Here is a 19165-nt window from a genome sequence, read left to right on the forward strand (position 1 = left end):
CCGGGTTGGCCGGACGGCGTGTCAGATAGGCACGCCGTTCGCCTTGGCATAAGCCGCGAGCGCGGGCCGGATCGAGGCGCCGTCGGTCACGCGGGTCAGCTCGGCCTCGATCAGCGCCGCGACCTCGCCGGCATGGGCGGAGAGCACCATCGCCTTGACCGGGCCGATCGAGGCCGGGGACATCGAGAAATCGCGGAACCCGAGGCCGATCAGCGCCAGCGCTTCGAGCGGCCGCCCGCCGATCTCGCCGCAGACGGTGGCCGGGCATCCTTGCGCGGCCGAGCGCTCGGCGATCAGGCGGAAGGCGCGCATCGCCGCCCCGCACAGGGGATCGAAGCGGTTGGCCACGCGCCGGTTCTCGCGATCGACCGCGAACAGGAACTGCATCAGGTCGTTGGAGCCGACGGAGAGGAAGTCGGCCTCGCGGGCGATCTCGTCGATCTGGAACAGGAGCGAGGGCACCTCGACCATCGCGCCGAGGCGGCAATCGCTGGGCAGCCTGTAGCCGTGGCGGCGTAAGTGCGCCTTCTCGCGCTCGACGATGTCGCGGGCGCGGATGAATTCCTCGACGGTGGCGACCATCGGGAACATGATCTTGATCGGTCGGCCCGCCGCCGCCTTGAGCAGCGCGCGCAACTGCACCCGCAGCAGCGCCGGCCGGTCGAGGCCGATGCGGATCGCCCGCCAGCCGAGCGCCGGGTTCTCCTCCTCCAGGGCCGGCATGTAGGGGAGGATCTTGTCGCCGCCGATGTCGAGGGTGCGGATCGTGACCGGCAGATCGCCGGTGGCCGCGTAGACCGCTTCGTACAAAGTCTGCTGCTCGGCCGCCGAGGGCATCCGCTCGGCGATCATGAACTGCAGTTCGGTGCGGAACAGGCCGACGCCCTCCGCCCCGGTCTCGTGCAGATGGGTGAGATCGACGAGGAGACCCGCATTGAGGTGCAGGCCGATCTTCACGCCGTCGCGGGTGACGGCGGGCACCTCGCGCAAGGCGCGGTACTGCTCCTGCCGCCGGGCGCGCAGGCGCACCATCTCGGCATAGGACGCCTCGACCTCCGGCGTCGGCCGGATCTGCACCTCGCCCGAAAGTCCGTCGACGATGATGGCGTCGCCCGCGTCGCACAGGCTCGTGGCATTGGCGATCTCGCCGACCGCCGGAATGCCGAGCGCGCGGGCGACGATGGCGATGTGGCTCGTCGGCCCGCCCTCTTCCAGCACCACGCCGCGCAGGCGCCCCCGGTCGTAGTCGAGGAGCGCGGCAGGGCCCATGGAACGGGCCACCAGGATCGCGTTCTCCGGCAGGCCGCCGCCGTTCTGCCCCTCCTGGCCGACGAGGCGGCGCAGCAGGCGGTTGGCGAGGTCGTCGAGATCGTGCAGGCGATCCCGGAGATACGGGTCGCTCTGGCGCAGCATCCGGGCGCGGTTGTCCGACTGCACCCGCTCGACCGCGGCCTCGGCGGTCAGGCCCGACTGGACCGCCTCGCGCATCCGCCGCAGCCAGCCCTTGTCGTGGGCGAACATCCGCACGGTCTCGAGGATCTCGCGGGACTCGCCCGAGCCGATGCCGTCGCCGCGCTCGACCAGTTCGTCGATCGCCGAGCGCACGTCCTCGATCGCCGCCTCCAACCGCTCGACCTCGCGCTCGACGTTCTCGGCGATCAGGGTCTTCACGACGATGCGCGGCTCGTGCAGCACGACGTGGCCGAGGCCGATCCCGTCGGCGAGCGCCACGCCGCGCTGGCTCACCGGGCGCCGCGCCGCGGTGCCGGCGCCGGGCGACAGCGCCTGCAGCTCGCCCGAGGCGATCAGTTCCGCCAGCACCATGGCGGTGGTCTGGAGCGCCTCGATCTCCTCCTCGGAATAGACCCGGTAGGTCTTGTTCTGGACCACCAGCACGCCGAGCGTATTCCCGGCCCGCAGCAGCGGCACGCCGAGGAAGGCGTGGTAGATCTCCTCGCCCGTTTCCGGCCGATACGAGAACGCGGGATGCGACTGCGCGTCGGAGAGCGCCAGCGGCTCGGCGGTCTTGGCGATCAGGCCGACGAGGCCCTCGTCGGCGCGCATGCGGGTGATGTGGACCGCGTCGCGGTTCAGACCCTCGGTCGCGAACAGTTCGAGGGTGTTGTCGTCGCGCACGACGTAGACCGAGCACACCTCGGCGATCACGTTCGCCGCGATGAGGACGACGATCCGGTCGAGACGCTGCTGCGGACTGACCGGCTCCGCCATGGCTTCGCGGAGCCGGCGCAGCAGCAGGCGCGGGCCTCCGGGCGCAGCGGGCATCGTGTCGTCAATCCGGGTCGGCCGGCGCAACCCTGGCTTGTGAGCCGCGGGCCGGCGCCGACAGGAACGGTCAGGCCTGGTCGAGGCCGTATAGCGAGTGGAGCGTGCGAACGGCAAGCTCCGTGTAGGCGGCGTCGATGAGCACCGAGAACTTGATCTCGGAGGTGGTGATCGCCCGGATGTTGATACCCTTCTGCGCCAGCGCCCGGAAGGCCTTGGCCGCAACGCCCGCATGCGAGCGCATGCCGACGCCGATGGCCGAGACCTTGACCACGTCGGTGGCGCCCTCGATCCGGCCGAACCGGATCGTGTCGCGCTGGGCGTCGAGGATGGCGCGGGAGCGCTCGTAATCGGCCGCCGGCACGGTGAAGGTCATGTCGGTGGTGGCCGTCGCACCGGCTTCCTTGTCGCCGGACACGGTCTGGATGATCATGTCGACGTTGATGTTGGCATCCGCCAGCGGGCCGAAGATCGCCGCGGCGATGCCGGGGCTGTCCTTCACGGCGCGCAGCGTGATCTGGGCCTCGTCCTTCGAGAAGGCGATGCCGGTGATGATCTGCTGTTCCACGATTTGGTCCTCGTCGCAGATGAGGGTGCCCGGCCGCGCGGCATCGGGGGGATCGAAGGAGGAGCGCACCGTGGTCGGCACCCGGTGCACCATGGCGAGCTCGACGGAGCGCACCTGGAGCACCTTGGCGCCCAGCGAGGCCATCTCCAGCATCTCCTCGAAGGTCACGCGCTCCATGCGCCGGGCCTTCGGCACCACCCGGGGATCGGTGGTGTAGACCCCGTCCACGTCGGTGTAGATGTCGCAGCGCTCCGCGCCGATGGCGGCGGCGATGGCGACCGCCGAGGTGTCCGAGCCGCCGCGCCCCAGCGTCGCGATCCGGCCGGTCTCGGCGCTCACCCCCTGGAAGCCGGAGATCACGGCGACCTCGCCGCGCCTGAAGCCGGCGTCGAGATTCGCGGGATCGATCCCCTCGATCCGGGCCGAGCCGTGCGCCTCGGAGGTGCGGATCGGGATCTGCCAGCCCTGCCAGGAGCGAGCCTTGATGCCGTGCTTGTTGAGCGCGACGGCGAGCAGCCCCGAAGTGACCTGCTCGCCCGAGGCGACGACGGTGTCGTACTCCGCCGCGTCGTAGAGCGGGTCGGCGTCCTTGACCCAGGCCACCAGCTCGTTGGTCTTGCCCGACATCGCCGAGACCACGACGGCGACCTCGTAGCCGGCCGCGACCTCGCGGGCGACGTGGCGCGCCACGTTGCGGATGCGGTCGACGTTGGCGACGGAGGTGCCGCCGAATTTCATCACCAAACGGGGCATGTCGCGTCCGGTCTGCTCGTCTCTCTCCACGGGGCCGCCGCGAGGCCGGCGCGTGCCACCTCGCCGACAGGGACACGCCGGCAGGGAAAAGAACACGGCGCGGCTGTACCGGGGATGCGCCCGGCGGGTACAAGGGCCCCCCGGCCGTGTCAATCGGACGGGCGGCAGGTTGCAACGATACGAAAGTGGGCCGGATGACGGGCGCCTCGATCGACCGGGACGAAGTGGCGCGCTTCGACGCGCTGGCCGCGCGCTGGTGGGACGAGCGCGGGCCCATGGCGGTGCTGCACAAGTTCAACCCCGTCCGGGTCGGTTACATCCGCGACGAGGCCTGCCGCGTCTTCGACCGCGACGGGTCGGCGCCGTTCCCGCTCGAAGGCCTCGGCGTCATCGACATCGGCTGCGGCGGCGGCGTGCTGTCCGAGCCCCTGGCCCGGCTCGGGGCGCGGGTGACCGGGCTCGACCCGGCGCCCGGCAACGTCGTGGCCGCCCGCGCCCATGCGGCGGCCGAGGGCCTTTCCATCGCCTACCGCGACGAGACCATCGAGGCGGTGGCGGCGCGCGGAGAACGCTTCGACATCGTGCTCGCCATGGAGGTGGTGGAGCACGTCTCCGACCGCGCCGGTTTTCTGCGGGCGGCCTGCGAGACGGTGAAACCGGGGGGCCTGCTGTTCGCGGCGACCCTCAACCGGACCATGCGCTCCTTCGCGCTCGCCATCGTCGGCGCCGAATACGTGCTGCGCTGGCTGCCCCGGGGCACGCACGACTGGGAGAAGTTCGTGACCCCGCGGGAGTTGATCGCCGACATCGCCGCGGGCGGCCTCACGGTCACCGACACCACCGGCGTGGTCTACAACCCTCTCGCCGATTCCTGGCGGGCGAGCCGCGACACGGGCGTGAACTACATGCTGGCGGCGCATCGCCCCGCTTGAACGAAGCCGTCGGGTGTTCGTTGACGAGATCTCCCGGCAGGAACGGAGATCCGCCAAAATGCTCGAAAAGCTGCCGCACGCCGTGGGCGAGGCCCTGTCCGGCGTGAGGGCCGGCACGGAGAAGGCCGCGTCCCGCACGGTCGCGGCGCAGGCACCCGCGACGCTGTTCGTGACGAGCGAGGCCTTCCCCGACAACGGACCGATCCCCGCCCGCCACACCGCCGACGGCGCGGGCCTGTCGCCGCCGCTCGCCGTCTCGGGCGTACCGACGGACGCCGCCGCGCTCGTGCTGTTCGTGGAGGATCCGGACGCGCCCTCCCCGCATCCCCTCGTCCACCTGATCGCCTGGAACCTGCCGCCGCAGGATCGGAGCTTTCCCGAGGGCGATTTCGCGGGCCCCGCGGGCGACGGCGCCCGGCACGATCTCGGCCGCAACTCCTTCCTGAAGGAGGGATGGCTGCCGCCCGACCCGCCGACCGGCCACGGGCCGCACCGCTACCTGTTCCAGGCCTTCGCGCTCGCCCGCCCCCCGGACCTGCCGGCTTCGCCGGGGCGGAGCGCAGTGCTCGACGCGCTTCAAGGCAACGTGATCGCCAAGGGTGTGCTGATAGGGACCTACGAGCGGGCGTGAAACCCGCCGAGCCGCCGCATTGCAGCATTCGCGGGGTACAACTCGCTGTTTCAGGCGCATGTCTCGGATAAAGCCGGAAGCCTCGCGCCCCGACCCTGCCGTTCTGATCGGGGCTCCGGGCGAAGCGTTCGGATCGACGTGGACGATCCGCGCTTCGTCGTTGCGAGACGATGGCGAGATGACGGCGCTCCTGACGGCGCGTGAAGTTCGACCCCTCGGAAGCCTCTTCCAGAAACGCAACGGTGCCGGAACCGGCTCTCGAGCGGCAAAAAATCCCCTCGCCGGCAGCGTCGCGACGCCTCACGATGACGTTGGTCTTGATAAAATCACCTGAAATCAAGATCATAGATAGCTCAACCCCCGCCACGCACGGCGCCGCTTCAGCCGCACCATCCAGCGGCAGGCCGGATGGAGGACGAGAGCGAGCGCCGCCGCGATCAGCCAGATCTGCGCCGGCGCAGCGGCCTCGACCCGGCCCGAAGCACCGGCAAGGCCGAGGGCGGCGAGGCCGTCGTGGAACAGGCGCAGGGTCCACAGGTGCAGCAGGTAGAAGAACAGCGGCGCCCCGCCGAAGGTGGCGAGCCAGCTCAGACGGCGCTCCGGCAGGCGCTCGAACCCGGCGAGCAGCAGCAGGCCGGGGCCGAGGGTCGCGAGCAGGAAATCGGCCGAGGGCGGGTACTTGGTCAGGTTGACGAAAGAGAGGGCGAGCGCGACCCCGTCCTTGGCCGCCTGCCAGGGGCTCGGATCGCCGTAGCCGTCGAGGCCTCGCAACGTGAGGAAGGCGGCAAGGCTCGCGAGACCGAGGGCGACGAGGCGTCGGCGGCGGACGGCCGGATCGAAACCGGGCGCGTAGAGCGGTACGGTTGTCGGCGGCGATGGCGCGGATCTCGGCGGATTCGCCCTCCAGCGTGCCGGTGTTGAAGTGGGTGGCGAGCCGCATCCGCCAGTCGGCGCTGAAGCGGTGGTCGATCCGCACCTGCATCGTGTCGTTGGTCTGATCGGTGCTCTGGCCCGGCTCGCCGAGGAAGCGCGAGATCGGCAGGAGCCCGAGCCGCCCGTTGAGGGCGATGACGCCGCGGTCGAACACGATGCGGTTGCGCAGGAACTCCGTCTCGACGGTGATCCGCGTGTCCGGCGTGATCTGCCAGCTCAGGACGGGAGCGACGAGGAGCCGGTCGCCGTCCACGAAATCGCGAAAACTGCCCTGGCGTCCGGCGGCGAGGTTGAAGCGGTAGAGAAGCGTGCCGTCCTCGTTCAGCGCGCCGCCGGAATCGACCGTTCCGCGGAACTGTCCGAACGAGCCCCACAGCCCGCCCATCTCGACGAAGCGTTCCGCGGTCGGCTGCTTGGTGATGACGTTGACGAGCCCACCCGGATCGCTGCGCCCGAACAAGCCGCCGCCGGGGCCTTTCAGCACCTCGATGCGCTCGACGTTCTGCGCGTCCGGCGGAGGCGGCGTGCCGCGGTTGAGCGGAAAGCCGTTCTTGTAGATCTCGGAGGTCGTGACGCCGCGGATGGCGTAGCTGAACACCGAGAGGCCGCCGAAATTGTTCTGCTGCGCCACGCCCGGCGTGTAGTTGAAGACGCGGTCGACGCGGGTGGCGGCCAGATCGGTGATGACCTCGCGGGGCGCCACGGTGACGATCTGGGGCGCGTCGCGCTGGGGCGTGTCGGTCCGCGTAGCGCTCACCGCCCGGTCGGCGCGGTAGCCCGGGGTCGGGCCGATCAGGCCGATCGTGCCCGCGGCCGCCGTCCGGCCCTCGGGCACACCGTTGCCGATGCCGCGACCGCGGCCTTCGCCCTCGACCGCCAGCTCCTCCAGCGTGACCGCTTCCTGCGCCCGCGCCTCCGGGCCGGGCATGCCGGCGCAGAGCAGCGCCGCCAGCATCCAGTGCGGCCGCCGCCGGCCCGGCGCATCGGAGCCGGCCGGCGAGGCATCGAAGGTGTACAGGCTCACGGGTCAGCATCCTCGCCTCGGCCTTCCCGGTGGACGGCACCAGTGACCTTCGGCGACGGGGACTCGCCGCTCACGGCTGCGGGGGCAGCTCCGGCTTCGCTCGGGCGAGCTTACCGAATCCCCTCTTGCCGAATTCCCTCTTGGCCCGCGGATCGCCATCCGCAGGAACCTTGGCCGCGCCACCTTCGCTGCGATGCGGGAACGGGTCAACATGCCGGCAGGCGAAATGTAACAACATCACATATCGTGTGGCACGAGGGGTACATCGGCCCGGCGGCAAACCCCATGCCGTCGGCGGCTCCATCGTCTCACGCATCAAGGCCGACGAGCCTGGGACAGGAAGATCACGACGCGCATCGTGCCGGCTCGCGATCCGACCCTCGCCAAGCGTGCGAAGCCCCAATCAGCCTCGCGAAATCGCACCGGCGTTTTTTGCCGCAGGTGATCTCGATTTAGGCAAGATTAACCAAGATCCCGTTCAATGACGAAGGCTTAAGGTTGATCCCTCCCTAAACGGCGAAGCCATCCCAAGCGTCATTTCAGCACGACTGTGCCGAGGATGACGGCGGGAGCCGTGCGGGAACCGCGTTGTCGAGTACCCGCCCGCATGGACATCGCCGAGCTCGTCCAGAACCGTTCCGCCCGGCCCGTCCGCCGTCGGCGCCGACCGCCCGTCGCGGCGCTCGCCCTCACCGCCCTCGGAGGGATCGCGCTCGCCGGAATGCTGCAGCCGCAGGATTCCGCCCCCGCCGTGGAGACCGTCCCGGTCTCCGGCGCGGCCGAACCGGCGGAGCCCGAGCCGGCCGCGCCCGGTGCGCTCGCCTGGATGCTCGATCCCGCCCCCGTCCTCGATACGGCCGCACGCGGCTTCGTCCAGCCGCCGCAAGCCTCCGCCTTCCGGGCGCCCGCCGCGCCGGAGCCGGTCGCGACCCTGGCCGCCCTTCCGGACGCGGCAGCCCGCGGCGCGGTGCCCGCCGCCCAGCCTCCGGCTCCGCAGGCCGCGGCCCGGGTCGCGCTCACCGTGCCGCTGCCCGTGCGGCGTCCGGAGGAATTCCGCTACGAGCCGCGGACGCAGACCGCCCGGGCGGCGACGGCCCGGATCGCGACCGCCGCCACGGCGCGCGCGTCCACCGAGCCGACCCGCAGCGTGTTCAGCGCCGCGGTCACCGACAACCGCAACTTCCTCGAAAAGATGTTCGACCTGCCCGGCTCCTCGGCACCCGCGCCGGCCTCGCAAACCGCGATGGCCTATGCCGGGCTCGACAGCGGCGCGGTCGATTCGGCCGCGCGGCGGCGGCTCGTCCCGGGCCCGGTCTCCGAGCCGGGGGTGGCCGTCTACGACATCAGCGCCGCCGCCGTGACCCTGCCGAGCGGCGAGGTTCTGGAGGCCCATTCCGGCCTCGGCGTCGCTCAGGACAACCCGAACTACGTCCATGTCCGGATGCGCGGCGCCACCCCGCCCGGCGTCTACGACCTGCGGGAGCGCGAGGCGCCGTTCCACGGGGTGCGGGCGATCCGGCTCACGCCGGTGGGCGGCTCCGCCGCCATCCACGGCCGCGACGGCATCCTCGCCCACACCTACATGCTGGGCCCGAGCGGGGCCTCCAACGGCTGCGTCGTGTTCAGGAACTACCCCCGCTTCCTCCAGGCCTACCTGCGCGGCGAGGTCCGGCGCCTCGTCGTGGTGCCCGGCACCGCCCCCGGCGTCTTCGCCGGCCGGCGCAGCGCCACGCCGCGCCGCTCGGCCTCCGCGGATTGAGGGATCCCGAAGGGATCATCCCTTTGGCGGGGTATCGGGGCGGCGCCCCGATACCCCTTCACCAGGGCTCCGCCCTGGACCCGCGAAAAGGCTCGCCTTTTCGAAATCCCGGACTCCCGGCACGGTGAACCCGTCAGTCCTTGGCGACGGGCCTGATCTTGAGCTGGTCGATCGCCCAGCGCCACGTCCCGTCCGCTTGGCGGCGAGCCGATTCGACGGAGAGCGCGCCGTTCGGCAGCCGCGCGAAGGTGAGCGCGAGGTCGCCGTTGCGGAGCGCCGGCAGGGTCTCGGGTTCGGGGAAGTCCGACTTGCGGGCGAGCAGATCGGTATAGAAGCGGCGGATCTCGTCGTGGCCCGTCGCCACGACATCGCCCGCGGCGACCACGGCCAGCGGCTCGTACAGGGCCACCAGCCCCTCGGCGTCGCCGGCATTGGCCCGTTCGTGGAAGAGCCGGGCCAGATCCTCCGGCTCCCGGGCCACGTCCCGTTGCGTCTCGCTCATCGCTTGCGCCTCCCTATCTATCTCAGGCGGTTGCCCCGCCCGTCCCGCACCGCGACCGCCACCGGCACCCCGGCCTTGACGCTCTCGGAGACGGTGCAGAACCGTTCGAACTGATCGAGCACCCGATCGAGCCGGTCCATCGACTCGGCGTCGGCCCCCAGCGCGATATCGACCTCGATGCCGACCAGGCGCAGGCGGCCTTCCGCGTTGCGGGCCACGCGCCCGATCGCCTCGGCGCTCACACCCCCGCCCTCCTGCCGGTACTTGCCCAGCGCGAAGGCGAGGCTCGCGCACAGGCAGTTGCTCACCGCGGCGATCAGAACCTGCTCCGGCGACGGGCCGGTCCCGCCGCCGGTCGGCTCCGGCTCGTCCGTCAGAAGGGGAACGAAGCTTTCGCCGAACTCGATCCGGAAGACGTAGGCCTCGACCTGCCGGATTCGGATGCTGTGCTTGTCCGACATCGCGCGCCGCCCTCCCCTTGCTCAACCGCCGGCACGGAAACCCGTTCGAGCCGCGCGGTGCGCCTTGACCTGTCATTCGTATTTGGTATACCAGATGCCAATTGACGAGCCACCGCAAAGAGCGGCCTCGATCCGGGAAGCCAAGGAGGCAGCGCCTGCCATGACCCAACGCGGCATCCTCGACGCGACCTCCCTCTCCCCGGCGGCTCGAGGGGCCGTCCCGAACCTCGCAGCACGGCCGGGCGGCTGAGCCGGCGGCCAGGGGGAGGGAAACGGACAGGGAAGGAGCCGAACGATGGTCCCGTCACAGACCTTCGACACCTCCGGACTCGTCTCGGCGATCGGCGACGCGGTGGTGATCTCCGACGCGGATGGCCTGATCGTCACCTGGAATCCGGCCGCGGAGCGGATCTTCGGCTTCTCGCAAGCCGAGGCGCTTGGGCAGACCCTCGATCTCATCACCCCGGAGCGTCACCGCCGACGCCACTGGGAGGGTTACGCCAAGACGATGCGGACGGGCGAGACCCGCTACGGCACGGCGCTGCTCAAGGTGCCGGCCCTGCACAAGGACGGGCGGGCCCTGTCGATCGCCTTCACCGTCGCGCTGCTGCACGGCGCGGACGGCGAGGTCACCGGCATCGCCGCGATCATTCGCGACGAGACCGAACGCTTCCGGGAGGAGCGCGCCTTGCGCCGCCGCGTGGCGGAGCTGGAGGAGGCCCTGGGCCCCCTCGTCCACGCCTGAGGCGCGCTCCGCACGTCCTTCGGAGATATTGCAGCAAATTATATTTCCAAGCTTTCAACCAACGACCCGAAACGACGTCGAAAGAGGGAGAAAACCAAGATGAATCAGCCGCTCGAAGGGATCAGGATCATCGATTTCACCCACGTCCAGGCGGGTCCCGCCTGCACCCAGCTCCTCGCGTGGTTCGGAGCGGACGTGATCAAGGTCGAGCGCCCCGGCGCCGGCGACGTGACCCGCAACCAGTTGCGCCATGTCGAGGACGCGGACGCGCTCTACTTCACGATGCTGAACTCCAACAAGCGCTCGCTGACGCTGGACACCAAGACCCCGCAGGGCAAGGAAGTCCTGGAGAAGCTGATCCGCGAATCCGACGTGATGGTCGAGAATTTCGGCCCCGGCGCCCTCGACCGCATGGGCTTCACCTGGGCCAGGATCCAGGAACTCAACCCCGGCATGATCCTCGCCTCGGTGAAGGGCTTCTCCGACGGCCACCATTACGAGGACCTGAAGGTCTACGAGAACGTGGCGCAGTGCGCGGGCGGTGCCGCCTCGACCACCGGCTTCTGGGACGGCCCGCCCACCGTGTCGGCCGCCGCGCTCGGCGATTCCAACACCGGCATGCATCTCGCCATCGGCATCCTCACCGCGCTGCACGCCAAGAACAAGACCGGCAAGGGCCAGAAGGTCGCCGTGTCGATGCAGGATTCGGTGATCAACCTCTGCCGGGTGAAGCTGCGCGACCAGCAGCGCCTCGACGCCGTCGGCTACCTCGAAGAGTACCCGCAATACCCGCACGGCGAGTTCTCGGACGTGGTGCCGCGCGGCGGCAACGCGGGCGGCGGCGGCCAGCCGGGCTGGGTGCTCAAGTGCAAGGGCTGGCAGACGGACCCGAACGCCTACATCTACTTCACGATCCAGGGCCACGCCTGGGCGCCGATCTGCAAGGCGCTCGACAAGCCCGAGTGGATCGACGATCCGGCCTACAACACCCCCCGCGCCCGCCAGGACAAGATCTTCGAGATCTTCGCCATCATCGAGGACTGGCTGGCCGACAAGACCAAGTTCGAGGCGGTCGACGTCCTGCGCAAGTTCGACATCCCCTGCTCGCCGGTCCTCTCCATGAAGGAGATCGCCGCCGATCCGTCGCTGCGCGCCAGCGGCACCATCGTCGAGGTGCCGCATCCCAAGCTCGGCTCGTATCTGACCGTCGGAAGTCCGATCAAGTTCTCGGACATGAAGGTCGACATCAAGGCCTCGCCGCTGCTCGGCGAGCACACCGACGAGGTTCTGGCGGGCCTCGGCTACAGCCCCGAGCAGATCGCCGCGATGCACGAGGCCCGCGCGGTCTGAACGGGGTCGGCGCACACGAATGGCCGGTCCCTTCGGCCATGATCCTCCCGGGACGGGGCATCGCCCCGGGAGCGCTGGACCGGGCATGGCGCCCGGGTTTTTTCCTCCTCCGATGACTTGACCGGGCCGACCCCGTCGGTCCGGTTTTTCCGTCTTGCGGGCATCCATACGCCTCGCCTCCGGCCACGGGTGTTCGTTCCTCTCGCCTCGAACCTGCGGTGCCCGGCCGGTGATGCGACTGCTGCTTCCTTTCCTGCACCGTTTCCGACCCGAACAGGCGCCCGTCAGCGCCCGCGAGCGGGTCCGCGCCGCCTGCGGGGCGCTCGCCGGCCTCCTCGGAACCGGCCTCGTCACCCGCGCGGCGCTGGGGACGGGGGTGGAGCTGCCGGCCCTGATCGCGCCGATGGGCGCCTCGGCCGTCCTGCTCTTCGCCGTGCCGTCGAGCCCGCTCGCCCAGCCCTGGGCGATCTTCGGCGGCAACCTCGTGGCCGCGCTCGTCGGCGTCACGGCCGCCCTGTACGTGCCCGACCCGCTGATCGCCGCGGCGCTGGCCGGGGCCGGCGCGATCGCAATCATGATGGGCTTGCGCTGCCTGCACCCGCCGAGCGGCGCCGTGGCGCTCACCGCCGTGCTCGGCGGGCCGGCGATCCACGATCTCGGCTACGGCTTCGTGCTGTGGCCGGTCGGCGTCAACACGGCTCTGATCCTCGGCGCGGCGATCCTGTTCAACAACCTGACCGGCCGCTCCTACCCGCACGTCGCGCAGGCCGCGCCTGCGGCCCCGGCTCCGGCGGGCCGCTTCGGGCTCAGCTCGCCCGACATCGACGCGGCGCTCGAAGATTTCGATCAGGTGCTCGACATCGGCCGCGGCGATCTGGAGACGCTGCTGCGGCGCGCCCAGCTCAGCGCCGTCATGCGCCGTTCCGGACCGGACACCTGCGCCTCGATCCTGACCCGCGACGTGATCGGCATCGCCCCGGAAGCCCCCTTGCGGGAGGCGCTCGCCCTGCTGCGGCGCCACCCCATCAAGATGCTGCCCGTCACCGACGAGAACGCGCGGGTGCTCGGCGTCCTCACCCAGACCGACCTGATGGAAGGCGGAGTGGGACGGGCGGTGCCCCCGCCTCGGCCTCGCCCGGCGCTGGCAACTGACACTCGGCCGGGGCCGCGCCCCGCACGGCTGCGCCGCCGACGTGATGACCACCGAGGTCGAGAGCCTGCGGCCGGACATGTCGCTCGCCCAGGTCGCGGCGCGCATGGCCCAGAGCGGCCACCACCACCTGCCGGTCGTCGGCGGGGAAGGCCGCCTGATGGGCGTCGTCTCCCAGAGCGACCTCGTGGCGGCACTCCTGAGCGAGGCGGCCGCCCGCAAGACGGCGCCGGCCGCGGCGGACCCTGGCGAGCGCCCGCCCGCCGGGCTCGCCGCAGGAATCGCGTAACCGAATCGCTTAGCCGCCTGGACGCCGACCGATGGTCGTCTTCCCTGCGTCCGGCGGACGCCCGCCGCCGCGCCTTCGCGCGGGCAACCGGCGATGCGTCGGGATCACCGCCGGTTGGTCTCAGAGCCTGTTTGAGCGGCTGGCGTGTCTTCGTCAGGCAACGGCAGGGCAAGAGGAAAGCCATAACTCCCATCCCCACCCTCATCCTGAGGCGCCGCGAAGCGGCCTCGAAGGGTGTTCCAGATCCCGCGCGATCCCTGGAGCACCCTTCGAGGCCTCCGCTGCGCTCCGGCACCTCAGGATGAGGGTCGAGATGGGATCACCGCTGTCAAACAGGCTCTCACGCGAAAAAGTCGTTCAGGAAGAAATCGACGGCCCGGGCCACCACGCTCGGGTCATAGGCGTGCGGACCGTCGTACTCGACGTAAGTGAGGTCGTAGCCGGCCGCGCGCAGCAGCCGGGCATGGGTGCGCCCGCTGCGGTCGATTCCGATCTGCGCGTCGCGCGTCCCGTGCGACAGGAAGACCTTCGGGGCGCCCGCCTGCACCTGCACCGACAGGAAGCCGGCGGACGACACGATCAGGTGGCTGACCCGGTCGCCGTTGGTGAGCCCGAGCGAGAGCGCGTAGCTGCCGCCGTCCGAATGGCCGGCGAAGGCGAGGTGGCGCGGATCGATCAGGAAGCGGTCGGCGACCTCGGCCAGCGCCCGGTCGAGGCGCTCCCGGTCCGGCCCGTTACCGGCGATGACGAGATCCCAGGTCGGATGGAGCGATTGCGGCGCGAGCAGCAGGAAGCCGCGCTTGTCCGCATGGCCCTCCAGCATCGGCAGGATCTTTTCCGCGCCGCCGCCGCCGCCGTGGAACAGCACGACCAGCGGCGTCGGCAGGCGCGCATCGATGTGCTCCGGCACGCGGATCAGAGCGTCGCGGGTCTCGAACAGGCCCAGCGCGTGGCGGCCGGGCGGCAGCGGCGGCTTCGTCGGCAGCCGCGGCAGGAAGGCGAGCCGGCCGGCGAGGCGGGGATCGAGGGGAATGTTCGGATCGAGGGCGGAGGCCATGGAAGATCCCTGTGATGGAACTCGACCCAAGCCCCTCATACCAAGCCCCTCATACCAAGCCCCTCATGCCGAGCCCCTCATGCCGAGGTGCCCGCGACAGCGGGCCTCGAAGCACGGCTGACCGGTTCCCCGGAACGCTCCAGTTCAGGTTGTCTCGGAGCCGCCGTCGCGCGTGCTTCGAGGCTCCGCTTCGCTCCGCACCTCAGTCAGAATGAGGAGCGAGGGTGCCTGCCGGACAAAAGAGGATCGCGGCACCCGTTTCGGGCACCACGATCCGGTTCGAGGGTCGGGTCAGGCCAAACGGCCCGCGCTTCACTTCTTCTTCAGGGTGCTCTGCGGGTTGAGGCTGCCGATGTTGCCGCTCTCGCTGCCGGCGGTCGGGTCGATCACCGCGTTGATGAGCGTCGGCTTGCCGGAATCCATGGCCGCGTCGACGGCCCGCTTCAGTTCGTCCGGCGTGGTGACATTCACGCCGACGCCGCCGAAGGCCTCCATCATCTTGTCGTAGCGGGAATCCCTGACGAAGACCGTGGTGCCGGGGTCGCGCCCGGTCGGGTCGGTGTCGGTGCCGCGGTAGATGCCGTTGTTGTTGAAGATCACGATGCAGACCGGCAGGTCGTAGCGGCAGATGGTCTCGACCTCCATGCCGGAGAAGCCGAAGGCCGAGTCGCCCTCGACCGCCAGCACCGGCTTGCCGGTCTCGACGGCCGCCGCGACGGCGAAGCCCATGCCGATGCCCATCACGCCCCAGGTGCCGACGTCCAGGCGCTTGCGCGGCTGGTACATGTCGATGACGCCGCGGGCGAGATCGAGGGTGTTGGCGCCCTCGTTGACGAGGATCGCGTCGGGCCGCTCCCTGATCACGGTGCGCAGCGCGCCCAGCGCCGAGTGGAAGTCCATCGGCGCGGCGTTCCTCATCAGCTTCGGGGCCATCTTGGCGATGTTGGCCTCGCGCTTGGTGCGCAGCGTCTCGAGCCAGGCCGCGGACGCGCCCTTCCAGTCCTGGCGGATGCCGGCGAGCAGCGCCTCGACGCAGGAGCCGATGTCGCCGACCAGCGGCGCGGCGATCTCGACGTTCGAGTCCATCTCGCGCGGCTCGATGTCGATCTGGATGAAGCGCTTGGAGCCGGGCTCGCCCCAGGTCTTGCCCTTGCCGTGGGAGAGGAGCCAGTTCAGGCGCGCGCCGACCAGGAGCACCACGTCGCTGTCCTTCAGAGCGGTGGAGCGCGCCGCGCCGGCCGAGAGCGGGTGGGTGTCGGGCAGGAGGCCCTTGGCCATGCTCATCGGCACGTAGGGGATGCCGCTCTCCTCCACCAGCGCGCGCAAAGCCGCGTCGGCCTGAGCGTAGGCCGCACCCTTGCCGAGGATGATCAGCGGACGCTCGGCGCTCTTCAGCAGGTCGAGGGCGCGGGCGACGGAGGCCGGAGCCGGGATCTGGGCCGGGGCCGGATCGATCACCTTGACCAGGGACTTCGCCCCGAGCGCCCCGTCGATCACCTGCGAGAACAGCTTGGCGGGCAGGTCGAGATAGACGCCGCCGGGCCGGCCGGAGACCGCGGCGCGGATCGCGCGGGCCACGCCGATGCCGATATCGGCGGCGTGCAGCACGCGGAAGGCGGCCTTGCACAACGGCTTGGCGATGGCGAGCTGGTCCATCTCCTCGTAGTCGCCCTGGCTCAGGTCGACGATCTCGCGCTCGGAGGAGCCGGAGATCAGGATCATCGGGAAGCAGTTGGTGGTGGCGTTGGCGAGCGCGGTGAGGCCGTTGAGGAAGCCCGGCGCCGAGACGGTGAGGCAGATGCCGGGCTTCCTGGTGAGGAAGCCGGCGATCGCCGCCGCGTTGCCCGCGTTCTGCTCGTGGCGGAAGGAGATGACGCGCATGCCCTCGGCCTGGGCCAGCCGCCCGAGATCGGTGATCGGGATGCCGGGGACGCCGTAGATGGTGTCGATGCCGTTGAGCTTGAGCGCGTCGATGACGAGGTGGAAGCCGTCCGTCAGGGCGGGCTCCTCGTGGGGCACGGCGCCCGCGGTGATCGCGTCGATGTTCTGGGCCTGGACGGTCATGCGGCGTTCTCCCTCTCGGTGCGGACTTTTGGTGCGGACGCTCTCGTCCGGCGCGGGGCCCGATGGCGTCGGGCCGGGCTCGTTTCGCGTCTCTCGCGGCGCGCGGACCGTTCGCCGGGCGGCCGGTCTTGTGCGGCACGAATGGCATACCAAATACCAAAAGCCCGGTCAAACGAAACGCACGACGTTCGCCCCGCGCGCCGGAGGCGCCGGGGGACCGGGACGGGACAGGGGACGCGGGGCGCCGCGAGATCCAAGGGTTCAGGCATGACGCGTCGGGAGTCGGATCCCCCGGCGCCCCGCGGCCGTCGCCCCCGCTTCGGGGAAGGCGGCCGATTTTTCGTCGACGGTTTCTGGTTACGCTCGGCACGGTCCTGAAGCGCGACCCGGCCTCGTAGTGGGCCGGCGGCCAGTCTGGCCTCGGGCCCTCCGCTCCCACCGGGCGAGCCCGGCGCGAACGAAAAACCCTTGCCCGTACGCGACGCCCGGGGCGCGGCGACCGACCGCGACGCGGGAACCGACCCTCCGCCCGTGAGCCTCGCGCGGCCGGTCAGCTCCGCGAAAAGCCCCCTGTCGTGGACACCGGACCGGCCCCTGGCGGACCCGCCCCGGTGCCGGCGGCGAGCACGTGAGGATTAGGATTTATTTGCTATGTTGTCAAGTATTTTCCTGCGCTCTTGGGCTTGCCGCCGCCCGAGGGCGGGCAGGTCGTTGCGGGCGCAGCCCTCGTGCCAACGGGCAGAGCCCTGCCGCATTCCATCTCTCCCCTCATCCTGAGGGGCCGGAGCGCAGCGGAAGTCTCGAAGGGTGCTCCAGGGATCGCGCGGCGGGATCGGGAGGATCCTTCGAGGCCCGCTGACGCGGGCACCTCAGGACGAGGTGGAGGACGGGAAAGACGCGGTCAAACAGGCTCTGAGACACGAGCGCCGCAGGCCAGACCGGGAAGCCGCACATCCGCCGATGGAAAGCGCGCCGGGCGGATGACGCCCGGCGCGCTTTTTCATCGTGGAGCCTGTCGGCCGGGAGCGTCCCCGGCCGACAGGCGGGCTCAGTGGAGGGCGGCCAGCCTCGGCGCGCTCAGGCGAGCTTGACCGCACGGGCCTCATCGGCCTCGGCCAGTTCCGCCTCGGCCAGGAGGTAGCGCCGCCGCATCGGCTTCAGCACGAACACGGCGAGCGCCGCGGCCAGGATGTTGAGCCCGATGATGAGGCCGAACACCGCCGACCAGCCCTTGGCCGCCGCCAGGACGCTGGCGAAGGGCACGAGGAAGGCGGCCGTGCCCTTGGCGGTGTAGAGGAGCCCGGCGTTGCTCGCCGCGTATTTCGAACCGAAGGTGTCGCCGCAGGTCGCGGGGAACAGCGAGTAGATCTCCCCGAACACCCCGAAATACATCGCCGTGCACAGCACGAACACGGCCGGGTTGCGCCCGTAGGCCAGCAGCAGGATGCAGGCGGCCGCCGCGATGGTGAAGGCGATGAACATCGTGTTCTCACGGCCGATATGGTCGGACACCCAGCCGAAGAACGGCCGGCCGAAGCCGTCGAAGATGCGGTCGAGCGAGATCGCCAGGGTGAGCGCCGCCATCTGCAGGCCGAACAGGCTGATCGGTACGTCCGCCACCTTGAAGTCGTGGGCGATCGGGGCGATCTGCGCCGCCGCCATCAGGCCGCCGGAGGCGACCATCACGAACATCGCGTACATCACCCAGAAGACCGGGGTGCGCACCGCCTGTTTCGGGCTGCGATCGACCTTGGTCTGCGGCAGGCGCAGGCTCTTGCGCCGGATCGGCACGGCGACCGACGGCTTGCGCAGCAGGAGCGAGAGGAGAACGACGACGGCGCCCTGGCCGATGCCGAAGGTGAGGAAGGCCTGGGCATAGCCGCTCGACGCGATCATCTTGGCGATCGGGATCACGGTCACGGCCGCGCCCGCGCCGAAACCCGCGGCGGTGGCGCCCGCGGCGAGGCCGCGGCGGTCCGGGAACCACTTCAGCGCGTTGCCGACGCAGGTGCCGTAGACCGAGCCCGCCCCGATGCCGCCGATCACCGCGGCGGCGTAGAGCAGGAAGAGCGAATCCGCGTAGGCGTTGAGCGTCCAGGACAGGGCGATCATCACCCCGCCGAAGAAGACGACCACCCGCGGACCGTAGCGATCGACGAACCACGTCTCGATCGGCACCAGCCAGGTCTCGGTGGCGACGAAGATCGTGAAGGCGAACTGGATCGCGGTGCGCCCCCAGTGATGCCGCTGATCGATCGGATCGACGAACAGCGTCCAGCCGTACTGGAGGTTGGCGATCATGGCCATGCAGAGCACGCCGAAGGCGAGTTGCCACCACTTGGCGGAAGGGGCATCGAGGCGTGCGTCGTGCGGTGCCGCTTGGTGTTCCATCCGGTTTCTCCCGTGACGTTCTTCGTAGGCCGGCGCGCCGCATCATGCACAATGATGCTAGGCATACAATATACCAAAATGACGAAGATGCGCTTGCGCGGCTGCGGCATTCCGGCGGGCGGGGATCGCCGTCCAGGCAGCCGACCATGGGAAAGCGCGTGCCGGGCGTTCTGCGCCGCGGCACGCGCCATCGATCTCCGTGAGGAAGTCGGCCGGGAGCGAGGCCCGGCCGGAATGCCCGCTCAGAGCGCCTCACGAAGACTCCCGGTCACC

Annotated in this window: 13 protein-coding genes, 3 pseudogenes and 1 riboswitch; of the genes and pseudogenes, 7 read left to right on the forward strand and 9 right to left on the reverse strand. The window is 70.5% G+C overall.

Annotated features, from left to right (window positions below):
• Nucleotides 1-21: 21 nt before the first annotated feature.
• Both ptsP and PGN25_10610 read right to left on the reverse strand, forming a co-directional pair.
• Nucleotides 22-2283: a phosphoenolpyruvate--protein phosphotransferase gene (ptsP, locus tag PGN25_10605; protein ID MEH3118019.1), complete on the reverse strand. Its 2262-nt coding sequence runs from the start codon at nt 2281-2283 to the stop codon at nt 22-24.
• A gap of 70 nt (nt 2284-2353) precedes the next feature.
• Nucleotides 2354-3604, reverse strand: coding sequence for an aspartate kinase (locus PGN25_10610; GenBank protein ID MEH3118020.1), 1251 nt, complete (start codon nt 3602-3604; stop codon nt 2354-2356).
• A 185-nt stretch (nt 3605-3789) separates the two neighbouring features.
• Between PGN25_10610 and ubiG the strand changes: the two genes are divergently transcribed.
• From ubiG to PGN25_10625, 3 genes are all read left to right on the forward strand, one after another.
• The gene (gene ubiG / locus PGN25_10615; GenBank protein MEH3118021.1) at nt 3790-4536 is read left to right on the forward strand and encodes a bifunctional 2-polyprenyl-6-hydroxyphenol methylase/3-demethylubiquinol 3-O-methyltransferase UbiG; all 747 of its coding nucleotides are present in this window, start codon (nt 3790-3792) and stop codon (nt 4534-4536) included.
• Nucleotides 4537-4594: 58 nt separating this feature from the next.
• Complete coding sequence (locus PGN25_10620) at nt 4595-5167, forward strand: YbhB/YbcL family Raf kinase inhibitor-like protein (GenBank protein ID MEH3118022.1); 573 nt, start codon at nt 4595-4597, stop codon at nt 5165-5167.
• 178 nt (nt 5168-5345) lie between these two features.
• Nucleotides 5346-5501 (forward strand): hypothetical protein, encoded by a 156-nt coding sequence (locus PGN25_10625; GenBank protein ID MEH3118023.1) that lies wholly within the window; start codon nt 5346-5348, stop codon nt 5499-5501.
• Nucleotides 5502-5509: 8 nt separating this feature from the next.
• On the opposite strand, the pseudogene PGN25_10630 reads toward PGN25_10625, so the two are convergent.
• Together PGN25_10630 and PGN25_10635 are read right to left on the reverse strand one after the other, a co-directional pair.
• Nucleotides 5510-6025 (reverse strand): annotated as a pseudogene (locus PGN25_10630) (hypothetical protein).
• A pseudogene (locus PGN25_10635) lies at nt 6024-7055 on the reverse strand (TonB-dependent receptor plug domain-containing protein). The pseudogenes PGN25_10630 and PGN25_10635 overlap by 2 nt, the downstream one beginning before the upstream one ends.
• 32 nt (nt 7056-7087) lie before the next feature.
• Nucleotides 7088-7297: riboswitch (cobalamin riboswitch) on the reverse strand.
• 434 nt (nt 7298-7731) lie between these two features.
• Here PGN25_10635 and PGN25_10640 point away from each other — a divergent pair.
• On the forward strand, nt 7732-8883 hold the full coding sequence (locus tag PGN25_10640; protein MEH3118024.1) for a DUF2778 domain-containing protein: 1152 nt from the start codon (nt 7732-7734) through the stop codon (nt 8881-8883).
• A 133-nt stretch (nt 8884-9016) separates the two neighbouring features.
• Here PGN25_10640 and PGN25_10645 read toward each other — a convergent pair whose 3' ends face one another.
• Together PGN25_10645 and PGN25_10650 are read right to left on the reverse strand one after the other, a co-directional pair.
• Nucleotides 9017-9385, reverse strand: coding sequence for a hypothetical protein (locus PGN25_10645; GenBank protein ID MEH3118025.1), 369 nt, complete (start codon nt 9383-9385; stop codon nt 9017-9019).
• Between the two features lie 17 nt (nt 9386-9402).
• Nucleotides 9403-9846, reverse strand: a complete 444-nt coding sequence (locus PGN25_10650) for an OsmC family protein (GenBank protein MEH3118026.1) — start codon at nt 9844-9846, stop codon at nt 9403-9405.
• A 295-nt stretch (nt 9847-10141) separates the two neighbouring features.
• Here PGN25_10650 and PGN25_10655 point away from each other — a divergent pair, with 295 nt between their 5' ends.
• The 3 genes and pseudogenes from PGN25_10655 to PGN25_10665 all read left to right on the forward strand — a co-directional run bounded on the left by PGN25_10655 (nt 10142) and on the right by PGN25_10665 (nt 13380).
• Entirely contained in the window at nt 10142-10591 is a 450-nt protein-coding gene (locus PGN25_10655) for a PAS domain S-box protein (protein MEH3118027.1), read from the forward strand.
• A gap of 99 nt (nt 10592-10690) precedes the next feature.
• Complete coding sequence (frc, locus tag PGN25_10660; GenBank protein ID MEH3118028.1) at nt 10691-11941, forward strand: formyl-CoA transferase; 1251 nt, start codon at nt 10691-10693, stop codon at nt 11939-11941.
• 232 nt (nt 11942-12173) lie between these two features.
• Nucleotides 12174-13380 (forward strand): annotated as a pseudogene (locus tag PGN25_10665) (HPP family protein).
• Between the two features lie 340 nt (nt 13381-13720).
• Here PGN25_10665 and PGN25_10670 read toward each other — a convergent pair.
• The 3 genes from PGN25_10670 to oxlT form a co-directional block, all read right to left on the reverse strand.
• Nucleotides 13721-14437, reverse strand: a complete 717-nt coding sequence (locus PGN25_10670; GenBank protein MEH3118029.1) for an esterase — start codon at nt 14435-14437, stop codon at nt 13721-13723.
• A 312-nt stretch (nt 14438-14749) separates the two neighbouring features.
• Entirely contained in the window at nt 14750-16501 is a 1752-nt protein-coding gene (gene oxc / locus PGN25_10675) for an oxalyl-CoA decarboxylase (protein ID MEH3118030.1), read from the reverse strand.
• A gap of 1077 nt (nt 16502-17578) precedes the next feature.
• Nucleotides 17579-18892, reverse strand: coding sequence for an oxalate/formate MFS antiporter (gene oxlT / locus PGN25_10680; GenBank protein MEH3118031.1), 1314 nt, complete (start codon nt 18890-18892; stop codon nt 17579-17581).
• Nucleotides 18893-19165 lie beyond the last annotated feature (273 nt).

Origin of the sequence: Methylorubrum populi (genome assembly GCA_036946625.1) — a bacterium.
Classification (GTDB): Bacteria; Pseudomonadota; Alphaproteobacteria; order Rhizobiales; family Beijerinckiaceae; genus Methylobacterium; species Methylobacterium populi_C.